Below are 18,657 nucleotides of genomic sequence, written 5' to 3' on the forward strand. Positions count from 1 at the left end.
TCTAAGTTATTACTCTATATACATCTAAAACACCTTTAACTATCCTCAATTTCTTCATAAGATCATTTAATTGATTTACATCTTTTATTTCTAAAATCATATTGACTATAGCTATTCTCTCTTTGCTAGTTCTAGCATTTAAAGATGATACTAGCATATTTGCATCAGACAAAAGCTTAGTCACCTCTGTCAATAGTCCAGGTCTGTCTGTTGCCTTTAATTGTATTTCTGCTTGATATGAAACTTTTTTCTGTGTATTCCATTCCACATCTATTAACCTTGCTTCATTTCCCATTTCTCCTAGATTGGGACAGTCACTTCTATGAACAGACACACCCCGTCCTCTGGTAATATATCCAATAATATCGTCCCCTGGAACAGGATTACAACATTTAGCAAATCTAACCTTTATATTCTCAACACCCTTTATCTTTATTCCTTGGGTGGGTTCTCTATTTTTTTTCCCTTTATTTTTTAAATTTAAAGATTCCTCTTCAATTTTTTTGTCTTTATAATACTCACTATAATATTCTTTAAGTTTTGTTATTATTTGAGATAATGTAACACTTCCATAACCTAGAGCTGCGTATAAATCATTTATTTCATTAAAGCTTAGTTTTTCTGCTACCTTTTTCAGCCATTCCTCTTTTAATATTTCTGTAAGCTTAAATCCTTGTTTCTTGACTTCCTTCTCCAGTCTATCTTTCCCTTTATTTATATTCTGAGTTTTTTCTTCCTTCTTAAACCACTGTTTTATTTTGCTTTTTGCCTGGCTACTTTTAACCACCTTTAGCCAGTCTCTACTAGGACCACTGCTATTAGCTGAAGTCAAAACACTTACAATATTTCCATTTTTTAATTTATAATCTAAAGGAACTATCCTTCCATCTACTTTAGCTCCTACACAATTATTGCCTACTGCAGTATGTACCCTGTAAGCAAAGTCAATAGGCGTTGAGCCTGTAGGCAAATTTATAACATCTCCTTTAGGAGTAAAAACAAATACCTCATTTGTAAATAAATCAATCTTTAGTGATTCCATAAACTCTTTTGGATCTTTAGTTTCTTTTTGCCATTCCAACATCTGCCTAAGCCATGCAAGTTTTTTATCAAAATCATCACTTTTTGTAACGCCCTCTTTATATTTCCAATGAGCAGCGATACCATATTCAGCTGTTCTGTGCATATCATAGGTCCTTATTTGTATTTCAAATATTTCCCCTTCTGGGCCTATTACTGTAGTGTGTAAAGATTGATACATATTAGGCTTGGGCATAGCTATATAATCTTTAAATCTACCAGGAATGGGTTTCCATAAGGTATGTACTATACCTAACACCCCATAACATTCTTTAACTGTATTTACTATAACCCTAATTGCAGTTAAATCAAATATCTGTTCAAATGTTTTATTTTGATAGACCATTTTTTTATATATACTATAGAAGTGCTTAGGTCGCCCATTTATTTCATGTTCTATATCCATCTCTTGTAACTTTTCCTCAAGTTTATCTACAACTAGACGAATATAAGCCTCTCTTTCCTTCCTCTTTTTAGATACCTTTTCCACAAGATCATAATACCCTTCAGGATCTATATATCTTAATGCTAAATCTTCAAGTTCCCACTTTATTTTAAAAATCCCTAATCTATTCGCTATTGGTGCATAAATTTCTAAAGTCTCTAATGCCTTTTCCTTCTTTTTCTCTTCAGACATATATTCTAATGTCCTCATATTATGAAGTCTATCAGCAAGTTTAATTATAATGACCCTTATATCTTTAGACATGGCAATAACCATTTTTCTTAAATTCTCTGCTTTTCTTTCTTCCTTCGTTCTATATTTTATCTTCTTTAGTTTTGTTACGCCATCTACTAAATTTGCTATTTCTTCATTAAAATATTTTTTTATTTTCTCTAAGGAAACATCGGTATCTTCCACAACATCATGCAATAATCCTGCAACTATAGTTGCTATATCCATATTTATATCCGCTAGTATCATAGCCACATCATAGGGATGGACAAAAAATCTATCACCAGAATTTCTCGCCTGTCCTTCATGGGCACGTTCTGCAAAATTATATGCTTTTATAATTAACTGAATATCTCCTTGTGGATTATATTGCTCTATTTTAGCTATGAGATTTTCTAGTAACAATAGACTCACCCTTCTCTTGACCGTTTCAATATATGATAAAAAGAGCCTTGGCCCATTTTATATGATTATAGTATACCATATAGATTAACAACTACAAAGATAAATATACATATATTTAAAAAATGCACATATGTGCATTTTTAAATGTCTATTTATCTAATATTTAATCAATGCGTCAATATCATATCCTTTTAACATATCTCGTCCCTTTAAAAACTCTAACTCGATAAGAAATCTTACAGCTACAACCTCTCCTCCTAATTCTTCTACCATCTTTATAGTAGAATATACAGTACCTCCTGTAGCCAGTAAATCGTCTAAAATTACTACTTTTTGTCCTGGTTCTATAGCATCTTTATGCATCTCTAATTTATCTGTTCCATATTCCAACTCATATTCGTGACTTATGGTATCATAAGGTAACTTTCCTGGTTTTCTAACAGGCACAAACCCAGTGTTAGTTTCATATGCAAGAGGAGCACCCACTAAAAAACCCCTTGCTTCTGGTCCAACTACCAAATCAAACTCTATATCATTTAATGTCTTTGCTAATTCCTTTATAGAATATCTAAAACCCTCTTTATCTCTAAGTAAAGGTGTTATATCCTTAAAATTAATGCCTTCTGTAGGAAACCCCTCAATATTTCTTATTAAATCTTTAATTTCCATTATGTTACCTCCTATATTTATAAAATTATTTAATACATATCATCTAATATTCAATTTTTATATTATTCATATTAATAATTGCATTCTTTAAACCCTTATAAGTAGGCATTTCTTTAATATTTACCTTATTTCTATTTCTCAAGTTCTTTATATACACATATCCATCTATTTCTTTGAAGTCAAATATTTCACTTTCTTTAAATATTTCAAGGGCCAGTGTGAATTTCTCATCATTTAAATTCATATTCAAATCTCTCATACCCATGATATATTTTTCCTTGTCTATCTTATATGCTTTATATTCATTTATTAATGTCTTATACATATATCTTAGTTCATCTAATGTAGGGGCCACTTTATCTAAAAATGCCTTATTATACTGTAAATCATTGGAATCAACTAGATCATAAATATCTTTCTCATGCGGATTATTTATGAACCGATTTATAATATCTAGATTGAAACATATATCTAAAAATATAATGCTCTGAAAGTCTTCATATTTTGATGGTAACTCCATTATAGGATTTATTATTATATTGTTCTCAAAATTTTTATCTATATAATTATATGATATCTTGGTTTTTCTTACAACATCCCTTCCTGAAAACTCCAACTCCCGTAGCAACTTCAAAACATTTGTTTTATTATTCACAAACACTAGGGTTTTATTATTATCCTTGATTTTATCTATAGCAAATCTAAATTTATTTTTTATATCTTTCCATTTATTTTTTTCATTTTCATTAACACTTGCATCACTTTTATCAAGATTTAATATGCTATTTCGAAAAGACCTGTAATATTCCCCATCATCCATAAAAATGCTTCTATTTTGATTTTTTATATCTTTTACAAGCAATTGTATTCTCTCTTCTCCTAGATATTTATTTATATCTAATGCCGCTACAATATCTACCCTATTTCCAGTTTCTAAATCGTCATATATTTCACCTTGATTAAAAGCTATGCCATCTATATTTATTTCATTTTTAGACAGTAATAACTTTAAATGATCGCTTTCCTTACCAACCAATCGTTTTGACTTCAATAATAAGTTCCTGCAAAAAAACACAGGACTGGGATTCCCCATTCCAAAGGGCTCTAACTTTTTTATTTCTTTGATAGTTTTTATAGATACATCTTCTAATTCTATCAGACTTTCCACTTTTATTTCTGGAATTAAATCAGATTCAGTTAATGCCTGCTTAGTGATAGTATTAATTTTTTCCTTGAATTTTTCTATATTATCTCTATTTATAGATAATCCTGCCGCTTGCTTATGTCCTCCAAACTTATCAAATAACTCTTCACATGCCTTTAAACTTTCAAAAATATCAAAAGTTGGGATGCTTCTAGCAGAACCCCTGCCCTCTTCACCATCTATAGATATCAATATAGATGGTCTATAATACTTTTCAGTGATTTTAGAGCTCACTATCCCTATAACACCATGGTGCCAATGTTCTGAACTAAGAACAATAAATTTATCATTCTCTAAATCTATATTATTCTCTATATATTCCTCAGCTTCTTTTAAAATCTTGCTCTGTATCTCCTGTCTCTTTTTATTTTCTTCATCTAATAGTTTAGCTATTTTAATAGCCTCTTCCATCTTTTCACTTGTCAAAAGTTCAACACCATAATCTGCTGAACCTATTCTTCCAGCAGCATTAAGTCTAGGACCAATTACAAATCCAATATGTCCACTCGTTATTTTTTTGTCACGTAATCCAGTTATCTCCATCAATGCTTTTATGCCTTTATTATTTGTGCTAGTTATATATTCAAGTCCTAATTTAGATATAATTCTATTTTCGCCTACTAATGGAACAATATCAGCTATAGTCCCTATAGCTACTATTGGCAGATATTCTTTATAATCTAATGGGACATCTAATTTCTCTGTCAATCCTTGTATTATCTTAAATACTACTCCCGCACCACAAAGACTTTTAAAGGGGTATTCATCATCTAATCTGTTTGGATTTATAACTGCAAAGGCATCTGGTATATCCCCTTGACATTGATGGTGGTCAGTTATTATTATATCTATCTCTCTTCCATTACAATACTCAACCACATCATTAGATGTAATACCACAATCTACCGTTATTATAAGTTGTCCCCCTCTATCAACTATGTAATCAATAGCTTTATGATTTAATCCATATCCTTCTTCAGCCCTATCTGGAATATAATACTCCACATCTATATCAAGAGTTTTAAAAAAGATTTTAAATAGAGATATACTAGTTACTCCATCCACATCATAATCTCCATATATCCATACATTTTCTTTTTCATTTATAGCCTTAATTATTCTATCTATTGCCTTCTCAACATCCTTAAGTAGAAATGGATCATACATATCTTCTATTTTAGGATTTAAAAAAAGATTCATTTCATCCACATCATTTATTCCTCTATTTATCATAGATTTAATTAATAGGGGACTTACATCTAATTTTTTAGATATTGATGTGACTTTAGAATAATCACCTTGTGCTAATTTAACTATTTTGTCTTTTATTTTCACATTTATCACCTATTGATTGTTTTCTTTAATCTCTGTATTTTTTTCTTCTCCATTAGTTTTTATTGCATCGCCTTTAAGTGTAGCTTCTTTTTCTATAATATCTTTATTATATTGTTCAACTTCTAATTTTAGCTTATCTTTTTCAGTCTCTAATTCTTCAACTTTAAATTCTAGATCACCCTTTTCAGTCTCCAAATTATTTACTTTTTTATTTAATTCCTTAACCTTCATAGAAAGTTTGAATTGTCTAATCATCCCTAAAAAGGTTACAATTATTGCCCCTATAGCAGCCGATATAAATATAACCAAAGCTTGAGAGACTTTGACCTTTGTAAATAAAAAGTTAATCATAACACTATCGGCATTTTGAACTGCAAAAATAGTTACCCCAATAGCTAGAATAAGAGAAAATATAAATCCTATTTGCATAAAAACACCCCCAAATCTATTTTCTATATCTTAAAATATCCATTAATATAGATATTGTAAGAATCATACCTAATATTCCCGCAAAAGAAAATCCAATGAACCCCATAGCATTCATGCCTAATAATGTTGGACCAGTCTTAGACTGTATAACTATAGATGATCCCACTACTAAAGCCGACACCATTAGACTCAATGATACCTTATTTGTCATAATATTTATTTCTCTTTTTAACTCATTAAATCCTTCAATCTTTAATGTGATTTTTAATTTATTTTTTTCTATCCTATGGAATGCTTGCTTTAAAAGCCTAGGCAAATCTTTCAAATCTTTCAAAGTGTCCAGTGACATCTCCGCTCCCTCGGATAGTATTCTGTTAAAATTAAATTTCTGTTTTTTTAATTCTATTAATAATTCATCTGATAACTGTATTAAACTAAAATCAGGATTTAGCTTTTTAGAAACTCCTTCAATAGTTACTACCGATTTTATTAATAAAACTAATTGAGATGGTATCTTTATATTATGTCTATATGAGATTCTTAATAGATCATTTAATGCATCGCTAAAGTTTAATTTATCAAATGGTACATTGTAGTAATAATTTAATAAGACATTTAATTCTCTTTTTAAATTCATTTCATCAGTCTCAACAGGTATAGCATTCATCTTTTCTAATGCTTCCACTATTTTAGTAGCATCTTTTTTCGAACCAGCTTTCAACATAGTCACTATAAAGCTAAGGGTCTCTTTATCTAAATATCCCACTATACCAAAATCTACAAACCCTATTTTATTATTATTTATTACGAATATATTGCCAGGATGAGGGTCACCATGAAAGAAACCATGTATGAATATCTGTTCCATAAAAATTTGAGCCCCTAAATGAGCAATTTTACTTTTATCTATAGCCATATCTTCTAGTTTTTTAAAATCACTCAATTTGACCCCATGAATCATCTCAGTTACAAGTATCTTTTTTGTTGTATATTCCCAATAGACCTTGGGAATAAAGATTCTATCATCGTCTTTAAACTTTTCTCTGAAATTTTCACAGTTTTGAGCCTCATATGTATAATCCAATTCTTTCTTTAATAGATAAGAGAATTCTTCTACCACATCTACATATTTCACAGGATTTTTTTTATTAAAATGTTCATCTACCAGCTTTGCTATAGAAAATAATATATTTAGATCCTTAAAAATTATTTTTCGAATATTAGGCCTTTGAATCTTTATTACTACATTTCTTCCATCCTTAAGTCTTCCTTTATATACTTGACCAATAGAGGCTGCAGCAATAGGTGTTTCGTTAAAATTACTAAAGACTTCATCTATATCTTTGTTTAATTCCTTTTTAAATATTTTCTTTGCTTTTTCTACAGGGTATTCATTCACATTATCTTGTAATCGAGATAATTCATCTACTATATCCTCAGGTAAAATATCATACCTGGTACTTAATATCTGCCCCAATTTTATAAATGTAGGTCCTAATTCCTCCAATGCCATCCTAATTCTCTGGGCTCTATTATACTTGTTACTTATGTCATTAGATTTTTTTAAGAAATGAGTCTTTATAAAACTTTTATTATGCAACTTATCAGCCATTATGCTAAACCCATATTTAGCTAAGACTTGAGATATTTCCTTATATCTTTTTATATTTTTATATTTGTTATTTAAAATAAAATCTATCACAGTGCACCCCTCATCATTTATATATTTTGTAATAGATTACAATATGTGTTAATTTTTTTGATTATTAGTTACAATACTATATTACCCATATTTTATCTAATAACAACTGTTTTCTTAAAAAGAAAAGCCCTCCATAATTATATAGAGGGCAAATATCTTAAACTCTTTTAGGTTTGTAATTTTTCCCTGAAGATCTTTTTTTCAATAAATACCATACAGGACTGGCTATAAATATAGAGGAATAAGTTCCCACAAGCACGCCTACTATTAATGGCAATGCAAAGTCTTTTATAGCTTCAACTCCAAATATATATAGACAGGCTATAGCCAATAGAGTAGTAAATGAAGTATTTATAGATCTTACAATAGTCTGTGAAATACTAGTATTTACAAGTTCTGCATATTTACCTCTTTTAATTAACTTAGTATTCTCCCTAATTCTATCAAATACAACTATGGTATCATTTATAGAATATCCCACTATGGTAAGAATAGCAGCTACAAAAGAACTATTAACTGGTACTCTCAATAGTGCATATACAGCCAATGCAACCAATACATCATGCATTAATGCCACAACAGCAGCTACTCCAAATTTAAACTCAAATCTAAAAGTTATATATATAAGCATACCTATAGTAGCAATCAAAATAGACAATATAGCCTTGTTTTGAATTTCGTCACCTATCGCAGGCTGAAAAGTCTGAGATTGCTCAGGAGTTTCTTGTTTAAGACCATACTTTTCCTTGAATTCATTAAATAAATCCATTCTTTCATTATTATCTAAATCAAGTTTTGTCTTTATCATAATTTCATTTTTCTGATCTCCTACATGTATTATATCTGCATCTTTATCTATCTTATCTACTATTTCTCTTATTTCATTTACAGAAACTTCTTTTCCTAAATCTATCTGTAACATTGTACCACCAGTAAAATCTATACCATAATTTAACCCCCTTGAAACCATTGTAAATAAACCTATAACAATGACTACAAAAGATAATATGAAAAATTTATTTTTATGTTTAATAATATCCATTGTAACTCTCCCTTCTTTAAGCACCGTACATCTTTATATTTTTAGTTATATTCATTCCGATAACTAACCTTAACAAGTATTTAGTTATGAATACTGCTGTTACCATAGATGCAACTATACCTATAATCAGTGTTACAGCAAACCCTTTTATTGGACCCGTTCCAAAATTAAATAATACAATACCAGCTATAAGAGTAGTTACATTAGCGTCTAAAACTGTAGATAATGCCCTTTTAAATCCTGAATCAACTGCAGATCTCAAAGTCTTACCTACCCTCAACTCTTCCTTTACTCTTTCAAAAATAACTACATTTGCATCTACTGCCATACCTACTGAAAGTATTAAACCGGCTATACCTGGTAATGTAAGAGTGGCATTAATACCTATCATAGTAACCATAACTAAAAGGATATATATAGTCAATGCTATATCTGCAACAAGTCCAGGAATTCTATAAAATATAATCATAAATACAAAAATCAATAGTAGCCCTATCATACCTGCATATACACTTTTATCTAAAGATTTAAGTCCTAAAGTAGGGCCTATTACCGATGACTGTACTTCCTTCATCTCTACTGGTAATGCTCCAGCCTGTATTAATGTAGCTAGGTCACTAGCCTCTTCTATAGTAAAACTACCACTAATAGATGCATTCCCATCGGTTATAGCGCTTGATACTGATGGAGCTGATATAATATCACCATCTAGTACTATATAAATGATTTTATCTTCAATATTAGGTTTAGATACTAATTCTTTAGTAGCTTTTGCAAATTTTTCTGCTCCAACACTATCAAGTTCCAAAGATACTGCAGGTCTTTTACCTCCTGTTACAGGATCTGTTTCATACATTGGCTGCGATTTTTTTACATTTTCGCCAGTCAAAACCACATTCCCTAAAGGATCCATAAATTGTAATTCTGCTGTTTTACCAATCATATCCAATGCCTCTTGGGTATTTTTAAGTCCTGGTAATTCGACCCTAATTCTGTCTTCTCCTTCTATTACAATTGTAGGCTCCGTTACTCCAAGTCCATTTACCCTTTGATCTATTATAGACTTGGCTTCTTTCATCTTTTGAGCAAGTTCTTCCCCTGTTGCACCAGTCTGCGCTTCTAATACTACGAACACTCCACCTTCTAAATCAAGACCTAAGTTCATTTCTTCTCTAGCTGAATTTAATCTGTATTTTCCTAAATCTAGTCCAGTTATAGAACTATATCCTAAAAAAGCCACCACAGCAACTATTAATAGGAAAATAACTGTGTTTTTGAATTTCATTTATTATTCCTCCTCCACATTTCCATAATGAATATTATATCACAAAAATTATTTGCTTAAAGTGTAAAAAATATCTAAAGTTTGTGTTTTTCTGTATAATTTACATAATTTAATGCAGACTTTTTCAATTCTTTTATTTCCTCTTCTGTTAACTTTCTCACTATTTTACCAGGAGAACCTAAAACTAAAGAGCCAGAAGGTATCCTAGTTTCAGAAGTTATTAAAGTACCAGCTCCCACAATAACATTATCTTCTATAATGGCTCCATCAAGAATTATTGAACCCATACCTATTAAAACATTATTCCCAATATTGCAGGCATGTATAATAGCATTATGCCCTATTGTTACATAATCTCCAATAATAGTCTTATATTTCTTGCTTATATGAACAGCAGTACCATCTTGTATGCTTGTACACTCTCCAACTATTATTTCATTTCCATCTCCTCTAAGAACTGCATTATACCATATGCTGGATTTTCTTCCTATATGGACTTTTCCTATTACATCGGCACTTTCTGCTATAAAACAGCTTTCATGGACATTAGGAGATATGCCTTCATATGCTTTAATCATAAAAAACCTCCTATTAATCTAAATTAGCTACGACAGATATAGCACATTCTATCCTTTTTTTCTCCATTTCACAAGCTATATTATCGGGTTTTAATATATTGCCATTAGAATTATATGCATTAGCATGACATCCACCACTGCAATAAAATCTAGCCCAACATCCTTTACATTCTTCTTTAGTATATATATTGGCTCTTTTGAACTCTTCTCTTACCTCATCATTAATTACTCCTTTAAATACATCTCCCATCTTAAATTCTTCATGGTCTACAAATTGATGACATGGATATAGATCTCCCTTTGGAGTTACTGCCATATAGTAAGAACCTGCTCCACAACCAGATACTCTTCTTAATATACATGAACCTTGAGTTAGATCTATAACAAAATGATAAAAACTAAAATTCTCACCTTTTTTCTTTATATCTATATATTCTTTAGACAATTTTTCATACTCTTTGAAAATCGTATCTAAATGCTCTTCCTTTATACTATAACTATATTTGGGATCAGCTACAACTGGTTCCATACTAGTAACTTCAAACCCCAAATCCCTATAATGGAGTACATCTTTGGAAAACTCTAAATTTTCACTAGTAAAAGTTCCCCTAACAAAATAATCCTTGTCTCCCCTTTTTTTAATAAACTTCTTAAATTTAGGCACTATTATATCGTAACTTCCCTTATTATCTAATGTTTTTCTCATATTATCATTTACTTCTTTTCTACCATCCAAACTCAAAACTACATTATGCATATGTTCATTTATAAAATCCATCTTGTCATCATCCAATAATACACCATTAGTAGTTAAAGTAAATCTAAAATTTTTATCATATTTCTTTTCTAATTCCCTTCCATATTTCACTAACTTTTTAACTACATCAAAATTCATCAATGGCTCTCCACCAAAAAAGTCTACTTCAAGATTTCTTCTAGAACCAGAATTCTCTATCAAAAACTCTAAAGATCTCTTTCCCACCTCAAAGGACATTAATTCACTCTTCCCTTTATAATTCCCTTGAGAAGCAAAGCAATACTTGCACTGTAAATTACAATCATGAGCTATATGTAAACACAATGCTTTAACAATATTTTGTGCATTTGGATCCACATACTTTTCATATATATCCTCAGTATACAATAATCCGTTATTAGCCAAATCTTTTATTTCTTCATATGCATCCTTTAAATCCTCTGTAGAATATCTTCCCGTTAATGTATCTACTATATCTTCCAATGTCATATTTTTATAAAGATCTACCATGTCCCAGATTATGTCATCCACCACATGCACTGCTCCACTGTTTACATCTAAAATAATATTTTTATCATTTAGTTGAAATTTGTGTATATTATTCATATCATAGCCTCCCATATTTAATGCCATGTATTATTCTATAGCAAAATATTAACTTATTCAACAAAAATTCAAAAAAGTAGTGGATATCCACTACTTTTTAATGTTATTACTGTTTTCGCAACTCTGATTTCCTACTGTACAGGAAGTCTTACAAGCTGACTGACATGATGTTTGACACTCTCCACATCCACCATTGGCTATAGTATTTGCAAAACTTTTACCACTGATTGTCTTAATATGTTTCATAATATATACCTCCTAATTATGCCATTTTCTTCTCCTAGATTATATCATATCTCTTACTTTTAGATAAAGTATTATTTTATGTTTACTCCTATCATACCACCAACGGCACCACTAATCAATCCAATTCCTAGTTTGGAAAACATATATATGTTGGGATTAAATGATTTGAATATTATACTCCCACATATAACGAAAATAAATACATATAGAAGTCCAAGGATTGCTCCATTTAACCAACCTTTATTCATAATATTAGATGAGATTACTATTCCTCCAACTGCAATAGATACTACCATAATGATAGAATTTACTATAGGTATATATCCTTCAGACAGATCAGTATAAGTCAATAGCAGTGCAAAAATAATAAAGAAAATCATAGTCAATAAAAAACTGAATAAAAGCCCCTTTATTAGAGACATTACTACCCCATTTTTCCTAACTCCTATATTTCTACTCATATAACCCCCCCTTTAGTCCATAATTATGCTGAAAAATAATTAATATTCCAATCACAAATAAAAAAACTTCCTAGACTTGACTTAGGAAGTTTTTCTTCTTATGTAACATTATTTTTCTTCTCTGTTACCAATATTACCAATTGCCCATCTTGCAACAGTTAGTTTAGTCTTGTCTGCACCAACTTCGATGGTAAGGGCTTCATCTTTTAAGTTTATTATCTTACCCTTAATGCCTCCAATAGTTACTATCTCATCTCCTACCTTTAGATTACTCCTCATCTCTCTTATCTTCTTATCTTTCTTCTGCTGAGGTCTAATCAATAAAAAATAAAATAGTACCAAAAAGGCTAGTGGGAAAATAAATCTAGTGTATTCCATATATTGCTCCTCCCTTCTAATATAATTTTATTCAACAAACAATCATTAAATCCTTCAATTTTTTAATGTTTTTTATTCACATACTATTCTTGACTCACTTTATATATCCATATTTTTTGTAAAATTCTTCTCTATATTGCAATAAATTATCTTCTCTTATTGCATTTCTTATGTTTTCCATCAGTTTAATTAGAAAATATAGATTGTGAATAGTTGTAAGTCGTGCACCTAAAATCTCCTTTGCTTTAAATAGATGTCTTATATATGCCCTTGAATAATTTCTACAAGTATAGCAGTCACATTCTGGATCTAGTTTTCCAAAATCCCTAGCATATTGGGCATTTTTTATTATTACTCTTCCCTGACTAGTAAATACCGTACCATTTCTAGCCATCCTTGTAGGCAAAACACAATCTGCCATATCTATTCCTCTAATAACTGATTCAAAGAGATAATCTGGACTCCCCACTCCCATAAGATATCTAGGTTTGTTTTTAGGCAATAGAGGTGTAGTAAAATCCAATACATCGTACATTATATTAGCAGGCTCTCCTACACTCAGCCCTCCAACGGCATATCCAGGAAAATCTATATCAATTATCTCTTTAGCACTTTGCTCCCTTAAATCTTTATACATTCCTCCTTGAACTATTCCAAATATACCCTGCTTAACTGGTTTTTTATGGGCATCTTTACACCTCTTTGCCCATCTCGTTGTCCTTTCTAAAGAATTTTTTACATAATCTTTATCGGCAGGGTAAGGAGCACATTCATCAAAGGCCATAGCTATATCCGATTCAAGGGCATTTTGTATTTCAATAGATTTTTCAGGGCTTATAAAATGTTTTGAGCCATCTATATGGGATCTAAATTCCACTCCTTTTTCTTCAATATTTCTCAAATCCCCTAAACTAAATACTTGAAAACCACCACTATCTGTCAAAATAGGCTTATCCCAATTCATAAACTTGTGTAATCCTCCAGCTTCATCTATTAAATCATGGCCCGGTCTTAAATAAAGATGGTAAGTATTACTTAATATTATTTGAGCTCCCATATCCTTTAATTCTTCAGGTGTCATCGTTTTAACTGTAGCTTGAGTCCCCACAGGCATAAAAATAGGAGTCTCTATCACTCCATGAGGTGTATATAATTTTCCCAATCTGGCATTGGAATCACTGGCTTCTTTTATTAATTCATATTTTATAACCATATCCTTCCTCCTGTTATATATTGCTTAATTTTTATTTAATAAACATTGCATCCCCAAAACTAAAAAATCTATATTTTTCATCAACAGCACACTTATAAGCATTTAACACATTTTCCCTAGTAGAAAGGGTACTTACCAGCATTATCAAAGTAGATTCTGGCAAATGAAAATTAGTTATTAACTTATCTACTATTTTAAACTTATAACCAGGGTATATAAATATATCTGTCCATCCAGATTTACTTTTCACCACACCATTATCATCAGTAACCGTCTCTAAAGTTCTTGTAGATGTAGTCCCTACTGATATAATACTTCCACCATTTTTCTTTGCATTATTTATTTTATCTGCAGCCTCCTTAGATACATCAAAAAATTCCGAATGCATATCATGGTTTTCTACGTCATCTACCTTTACAGGTCTAAATGTGCCCAATCCCACATGGAGAGTAATAAATGCTATATTAACTCCCTTATTCTTAATATCATCCAACAATTCTTTTGTAAAGTGAAGACCCGCAGTAGGTGCAGCAGCAGACCCTTCATTTTTAGAATATACAGTCTGATATCTATCTTTATCACCTAACTTTTCTGTTATATAAGGAGGAAGGGGCATCTCTCCCAATTTATCTAATATTTCATTAAATATCCCATTATATTTAAATTCTATTAACCGTGTTCCCCCTTCTCTTATATCTAAAACAGTAGCCTCTAAAAGTCCCTCTCCAAACACTATATTATCTCCTATTCTGGCTTTTTTACCAGGCTTAACCAAAGTCTCCCATTGATCTCCCTTTACCCTTTTCAATAGCAAAAACTCAACCTTGCCGCCAGTGTTCTTCCTCTCTCCAAACAATCTAGCAGGTATGACCTTTGTATCATTTAACACTAAACAATCTCCAGGGTTTAAATACTCTATTATATCTTTAAATATCTTATGTTCAATTTTCCCTGTTTCTTTATCTAATATCATCAGTCTAGATAGCTTTCTATCCTCTAATGGGTGTTGTGCTATAAGTTTTTCTGGCAAATAAAAATTAAAATCCTCCGTCTTCAAATTCATCATCCTTTACTCAATTTCTACATCATTATAATAATATTCTATTATTTGTTCATAGCTATAGCCTAGTTCAGCCATCTTTTTAGCTCCCCACTGACTCATTCCCAATCCATGTCCCCAACCTTTTCCATTAAAAACTATACCTTCACTAGATGATTGGTTTATAGTTTTATGATTTTCTCCATCAGTTAAATTATACCTAATATTTTTTCTATTGGTACCTCTATTTGCTATATTGTTACTATGTCCTGACAATATAAAGGCTGAATCTACAGACATCCTTTGTATTCCATTTCCCAGACCATCTATTACATACGTCTCTATGCCAGAAGATCCAATATCAAACCATGTACTCTTTACAATATTATACCCAAATATTTTTCTTATCTCTTCTTTTTCAAATACCTTGCTGCCATATTTCCCTTCGAATTCAATCTCTAATATCCTACCATTTTCAGACTTAGATAATACATCTATAGACAGTATCTCCCCAATGTCTATACCATTTCTAGAAAAGACCTCTCTTACTTTGTCATTAGTAAGTACTAATTGCCAATTAGTGTTAGGGGAGCCTACAGAAAACTTGTCCTCTACAGACTTTAAATACGGTACTGGATTACTCCATACATTTTCACTGTTTTCTGTTTTACCACCACTGTTGGAATGATAATAAGCATATATAGGTTCTCCATCATATGTAATTAATTCATTTCTCGTATCATCAATGGCATCATTAGTCTTGGAATCTTCCCATTTATATCCACCATAAACTTGACAATGATTATTGTCACACAGATCAAACCCCTCTGCATTATGCCTATCTATATTTACAATAGTAAAATTTCTAGCTGCAATAGCCTGAGCCTTCAACGCCTCCTCATGCCAACTTGGAGATATCTCTCTAGGAACTACACCATATAAATAATGGTCTACAGTAACACGATTTATTGGGATTATCTTTTTATTTCTTACAGTAAATCCTATATAATCCCTATAGGCATTATTGTCTAATTCTACAACAGACTCCTTGTCCCAATTATCCGCTGAAATAAAATATGTGCTATCTTCACTATTATATAAAAAAAGCATACCTTCATAATCATCATATACAGCTATTGCATCGTCATCAGTAGTTATTATTTTTAGATCTCCATTTATATCATCTTCCATACTACGATAATCAGATTCTGCTTCTCTTTCACTTGTATAAGGTCCAAATGCTATGTAATATCCTCCATTACATGCATATATAAAGGCCAATAGATCTTCATCATCCTTTAATTCATCAATTTCATCTGTTATATCACTAATATCATCAAATTCCTTGTCCATTACAATAATATATGGACTAATATTTTGAGCATATCCCACTGTAATTTCGTCCTCTTTTATCCTTAAAATAGTCTCAAAATCTCTTTCTACTTCACCTACATTAAATCCATCAGTACTTTGAACAGTATAAGTATTGCTTCCATTCATGATGCTCTTAAGCCCTATGTCTACATAATCGGGTATATCATAACTAGCATAACTATAGCTACGGGTTGACATGACTAAAATAATTGCAAACAATATATATATAATATTTTTTCTCCCCAATGCTATCTCCCCCTCTTCATTATTTCTTTACATCCTATTTATTAAATAAAATATCAAACTTAATACTATGCTTATAATTATAGATGTCATTACAGGAAAAATAAAGGTGAAATTGCCTTTTTTAATAAAAATATCTCCAGGCAATCTTCCTAATCCCATTTTTTGAAAGACAATTAACGCTCCTCCCAGTACTATTAATAAAACACCAATAGTTATTATCATCTTTCCTATAGATTGCATTTATTCCACTCTCCTATGAAATAATCACTACACAAAATTCTAAAATATAAGTTCCGCCTTTAATTCTCGAGTTTTATATTAAAATGTTTCAAACACCTCTGAGTCACTACTCTACCCCTTGGAGTTCTATTTATAAATCCTATCTGCAATAAATAAGGCTCATACACATCTTCTATAGTATTTCTCTCTTCACCAATAGATGCAGCCAATGTATCTAGGCCTACAGGACCACCTCCAAATTTTTCTATGATAGTCATTATAAGCTTTTTATCTACATTATCTAGACCTAAATCATCCACTTCCAACAATTCCAATGCCTTCTTAGCAACTTCTTTATTTACAAATCCATCTTCAACTACTTGGGCATAATCCCTTACTCTTTTTAATAGTCTATTTGCTATCCTTGGTGTTCCCCTGGACCGCTTAGCTATCTCCAATGCCCCTTCTTCATCAATATCCACCTGTAATATTTCTGCTGACCTTCTAACTATGATTTTTAAATCATCAATCTCATAATAGTCTAATTTGCAGATAACTCCAAATCTATCTCTTAATGGAGATGTCAAAAGACCGGCCCTTGTAGTTGCCCCTATAAGAGTAAATCTAGATAAATCTAATCTTATAGACCTTGCACTGGGTCCCTTTCCTATAATTATGTCCAATGCAAAATCCTCCATGGCAGGATATAATATTTCCTCTACTGTTCTATTTAACCTATGAATTTCATCTATAAATAATACATCATTTTCCCCTAAATTAGTTAATATAGCAGCTAAATCCCCTGGTCTTTCAATAGCAGGACCAGAAGTAATTCTAATATTTACCCCCATTTCATTAGCTATTATACTTGCAAGGGTTGTTTTTCCTAAACCAGGTGGTCCATATAATAGTACATGGTCTAAGGATTCTTGTCTGTCTTTTGCTGCTTTGATAAAAATCTCTAATTTTTTCTTTATCTTATCCTGTCCTGTATATTCCGTTAAGGTTTTAGGTCTCAATGAAAATTCCATCTCATAATCTTCTTCCCTTATATTCCTTGTTATAATCCTATTTTCCATTTCCTCCATTCCCTATTACCTCCACTATTTTTTTGACAATTCCAATAAAGCCTTCTTTATAGTTTCTTCAGTAGTTAAGTTCTCCATATCTATTTTACCAATAACCTTATTTATTTCTATTCTAGTATAGCCCAATGCCATTAATGCAGTTATAGTCTCGTCTATATTTCCATGAGTTGATATATCTACACTTGTTAAATCTTCTGATATATCATATTCAATTTTGTCCTTAAGCTCCAATATTATTCTTCTAGCAGTTTTTTTTCCTACACCTGGTGCCTTAGACAAATTATCTACATCTTCAGATGTTATAGAAAGCTTAATATCATTTGGAGACATAGTAGACAACATGCCTAGACCTACTTTGGGTCCTATTTTGCTAACAGATAACAACAATTTAAATATTTTAAGTTCCTCATTAGATGTAAATCCATAAATACTAATGTCGTCTTCTCTTACATTTAATAATGTATATATTTTACAATTTTTCTTGCCATCATCTTCATTAATAGATAATATAGAATTTCTAGAAGTAAATACCTTGTACCCTATTCCTCCATTCTCTATAACTATATAATCTTCTCCAATAAAATCTATAATGCCCTTTATATATTCGAACATAGAAAAACCTCCA

At 31.0% G+C, this 18,657-nt stretch carries 18 protein-coding genes; all 18 read right to left on the reverse strand.

Annotated features, from left to right (window positions below):
* Position 1: 1 nt before the first annotated feature.
* The gene (locus Q326_RS0102520) at positions 2 to 2,161 is read right to left on the reverse strand and encodes a RelA/SpoT family protein (RefSeq protein ID WP_026893959.1); all 2,160 of its coding nucleotides are present in this window, start codon (positions 2,159 to 2,161) and stop codon (positions 2 to 4) included.
* Positions 2,162 to 2,317: 156 nt separating this feature from the next.
* The gene (locus tag Q326_RS0102525; protein ID WP_026893960.1) at positions 2,318 to 2,830 is read right to left on the reverse strand and encodes an adenine phosphoribosyltransferase; all 513 of its coding nucleotides are present in this window, start codon (positions 2,828 to 2,830) and stop codon (positions 2,318 to 2,320) included.
* A 43-nt stretch (positions 2,831 to 2,873) separates the two neighbouring features.
* On the reverse strand, positions 2,874 to 5,369 hold the full coding sequence (recJ, locus tag Q326_RS16445) for a single-stranded-DNA-specific exonuclease RecJ (RefSeq protein ID WP_051531032.1): 2,496 nt from the start codon (positions 5,367 to 5,369) through the stop codon (positions 2,874 to 2,876).
* A gap of 9 nt (positions 5,370 to 5,378) precedes the next feature.
* Positions 5,379 to 5,798, reverse strand: a complete 420-nt coding sequence (locus tag Q326_RS16450; protein WP_051531033.1) for a LapA family protein — start codon at positions 5,796 to 5,798, stop codon at positions 5,379 to 5,381.
* A 16-nt stretch (positions 5,799 to 5,814) separates the two neighbouring features.
* Complete coding sequence (locus Q326_RS0102540; protein ID WP_026893961.1) at positions 5,815 to 7,500, reverse strand: ABC1 kinase family protein; 1,686 nt, start codon at positions 7,498 to 7,500, stop codon at positions 5,815 to 5,817.
* Positions 7,501 to 7,657: 157 nt separating this feature from the next.
* A complete protein-coding gene (gene secF / locus Q326_RS0102545) occupies positions 7,658 to 8,542 on the reverse strand; it encodes a protein translocase subunit SecF (RefSeq protein ID WP_026893962.1) in 885 nt (294 codons plus the stop codon).
* A gap of 16 nt (positions 8,543 to 8,558) precedes the next feature.
* Entirely contained in the window at positions 8,559 to 9,827 is a 1,269-nt protein-coding gene (gene secD, locus Q326_RS0102550; RefSeq protein ID WP_026893963.1) for a protein translocase subunit SecD, read from the reverse strand.
* 74 nt (positions 9,828 to 9,901) lie between these two features.
* Entirely contained in the window at positions 9,902 to 10,405 is a 504-nt protein-coding gene (locus tag Q326_RS0102555) for a gamma carbonic anhydrase family protein (RefSeq protein ID WP_026893964.1), read from the reverse strand.
* Between the two features lie 13 nt (positions 10,406 to 10,418).
* Positions 10,419 to 11,768: a thioether cross-link-forming SCIFF peptide maturase gene (scfB, locus tag Q326_RS0102560; RefSeq protein ID WP_026893965.1), complete on the reverse strand. Its 1,350-nt coding sequence runs from the start codon at positions 11,766 to 11,768 to the stop codon at positions 10,419 to 10,421.
* Positions 11,769 to 11,858: 90 nt separating this feature from the next.
* A complete protein-coding gene (gene scfA, locus Q326_RS18125) occupies positions 11,859 to 12,014 on the reverse strand; it encodes a six-cysteine ranthipeptide SCIFF (RefSeq protein WP_084489502.1) in 156 nt (51 codons plus the stop codon).
* A gap of 71 nt (positions 12,015 to 12,085) precedes the next feature.
* Positions 12,086 to 12,475 carry a TIGR04086 family membrane protein gene (locus Q326_RS0102570; protein WP_051531034.1) on the reverse strand — a complete coding sequence of 130 codons (390 nt, stop codon included), beginning with the start codon at positions 12,473 to 12,475 and terminating at the stop codon, positions 12,086 to 12,088.
* Positions 12,476 to 12,583: 108 nt separating this feature from the next.
* On the reverse strand, positions 12,584 to 12,853 hold the full coding sequence (gene yajC / locus Q326_RS0102575) for a preprotein translocase subunit YajC (RefSeq protein ID WP_026893967.1): 270 nt from the start codon (positions 12,851 to 12,853) through the stop codon (positions 12,584 to 12,586).
* Between the two features lie 94 nt (positions 12,854 to 12,947).
* Positions 12,948 to 14,066 carry a tRNA guanosine(34) transglycosylase Tgt gene (tgt, locus tag Q326_RS0102580; RefSeq protein ID WP_026893968.1) on the reverse strand — a complete coding sequence of 373 codons (1,119 nt, stop codon included), beginning with the start codon at positions 14,064 to 14,066 and terminating at the stop codon, positions 12,948 to 12,950.
* A 31-nt stretch (positions 14,067 to 14,097) separates the two neighbouring features.
* Positions 14,098 to 15,123: a tRNA preQ1(34) S-adenosylmethionine ribosyltransferase-isomerase QueA gene (queA, locus tag Q326_RS0102585; RefSeq protein WP_026893969.1), complete on the reverse strand. Its 1,026-nt coding sequence runs from the start codon at positions 15,121 to 15,123 to the stop codon at positions 14,098 to 14,100.
* A 12-nt stretch (positions 15,124 to 15,135) separates the two neighbouring features.
* Positions 15,136 to 16,725, reverse strand: coding sequence for a SpoIID/LytB domain-containing protein (locus Q326_RS0102590; protein WP_026893970.1), 1,590 nt, complete (start codon positions 16,723 to 16,725; stop codon positions 15,136 to 15,138).
* A gap of 27 nt (positions 16,726 to 16,752) precedes the next feature.
* The gene (locus tag Q326_RS0102595) at positions 16,753 to 16,965 is read right to left on the reverse strand and encodes a DUF2905 domain-containing protein (RefSeq protein WP_026893971.1); all 213 of its coding nucleotides are present in this window, start codon (positions 16,963 to 16,965) and stop codon (positions 16,753 to 16,755) included.
* Positions 16,966 to 17,024: 59 nt separating this feature from the next.
* Complete coding sequence (gene ruvB / locus Q326_RS0102600) at positions 17,025 to 18,032, reverse strand: Holliday junction branch migration DNA helicase RuvB (protein WP_026893972.1); 1,008 nt, start codon at positions 18,030 to 18,032, stop codon at positions 17,025 to 17,027.
* Positions 18,033 to 18,047: 15 nt separating this feature from the next.
* Entirely contained in the window at positions 18,048 to 18,644 is a 597-nt protein-coding gene (gene ruvA, locus Q326_RS0102605; RefSeq protein ID WP_026893973.1) for a Holliday junction branch migration protein RuvA, read from the reverse strand.
* Positions 18,645 to 18,657 lie beyond the last annotated feature (13 nt).

Origin of the sequence: Clostridiisalibacter paucivorans DSM 22131 (genome assembly GCF_000620125.1) — a bacterium.
In the GTDB taxonomy this organism is placed as follows: Bacteria; Bacillota; Clostridia; order Tissierellales; family Clostridiisalibacteraceae; genus Clostridiisalibacter; species Clostridiisalibacter paucivorans.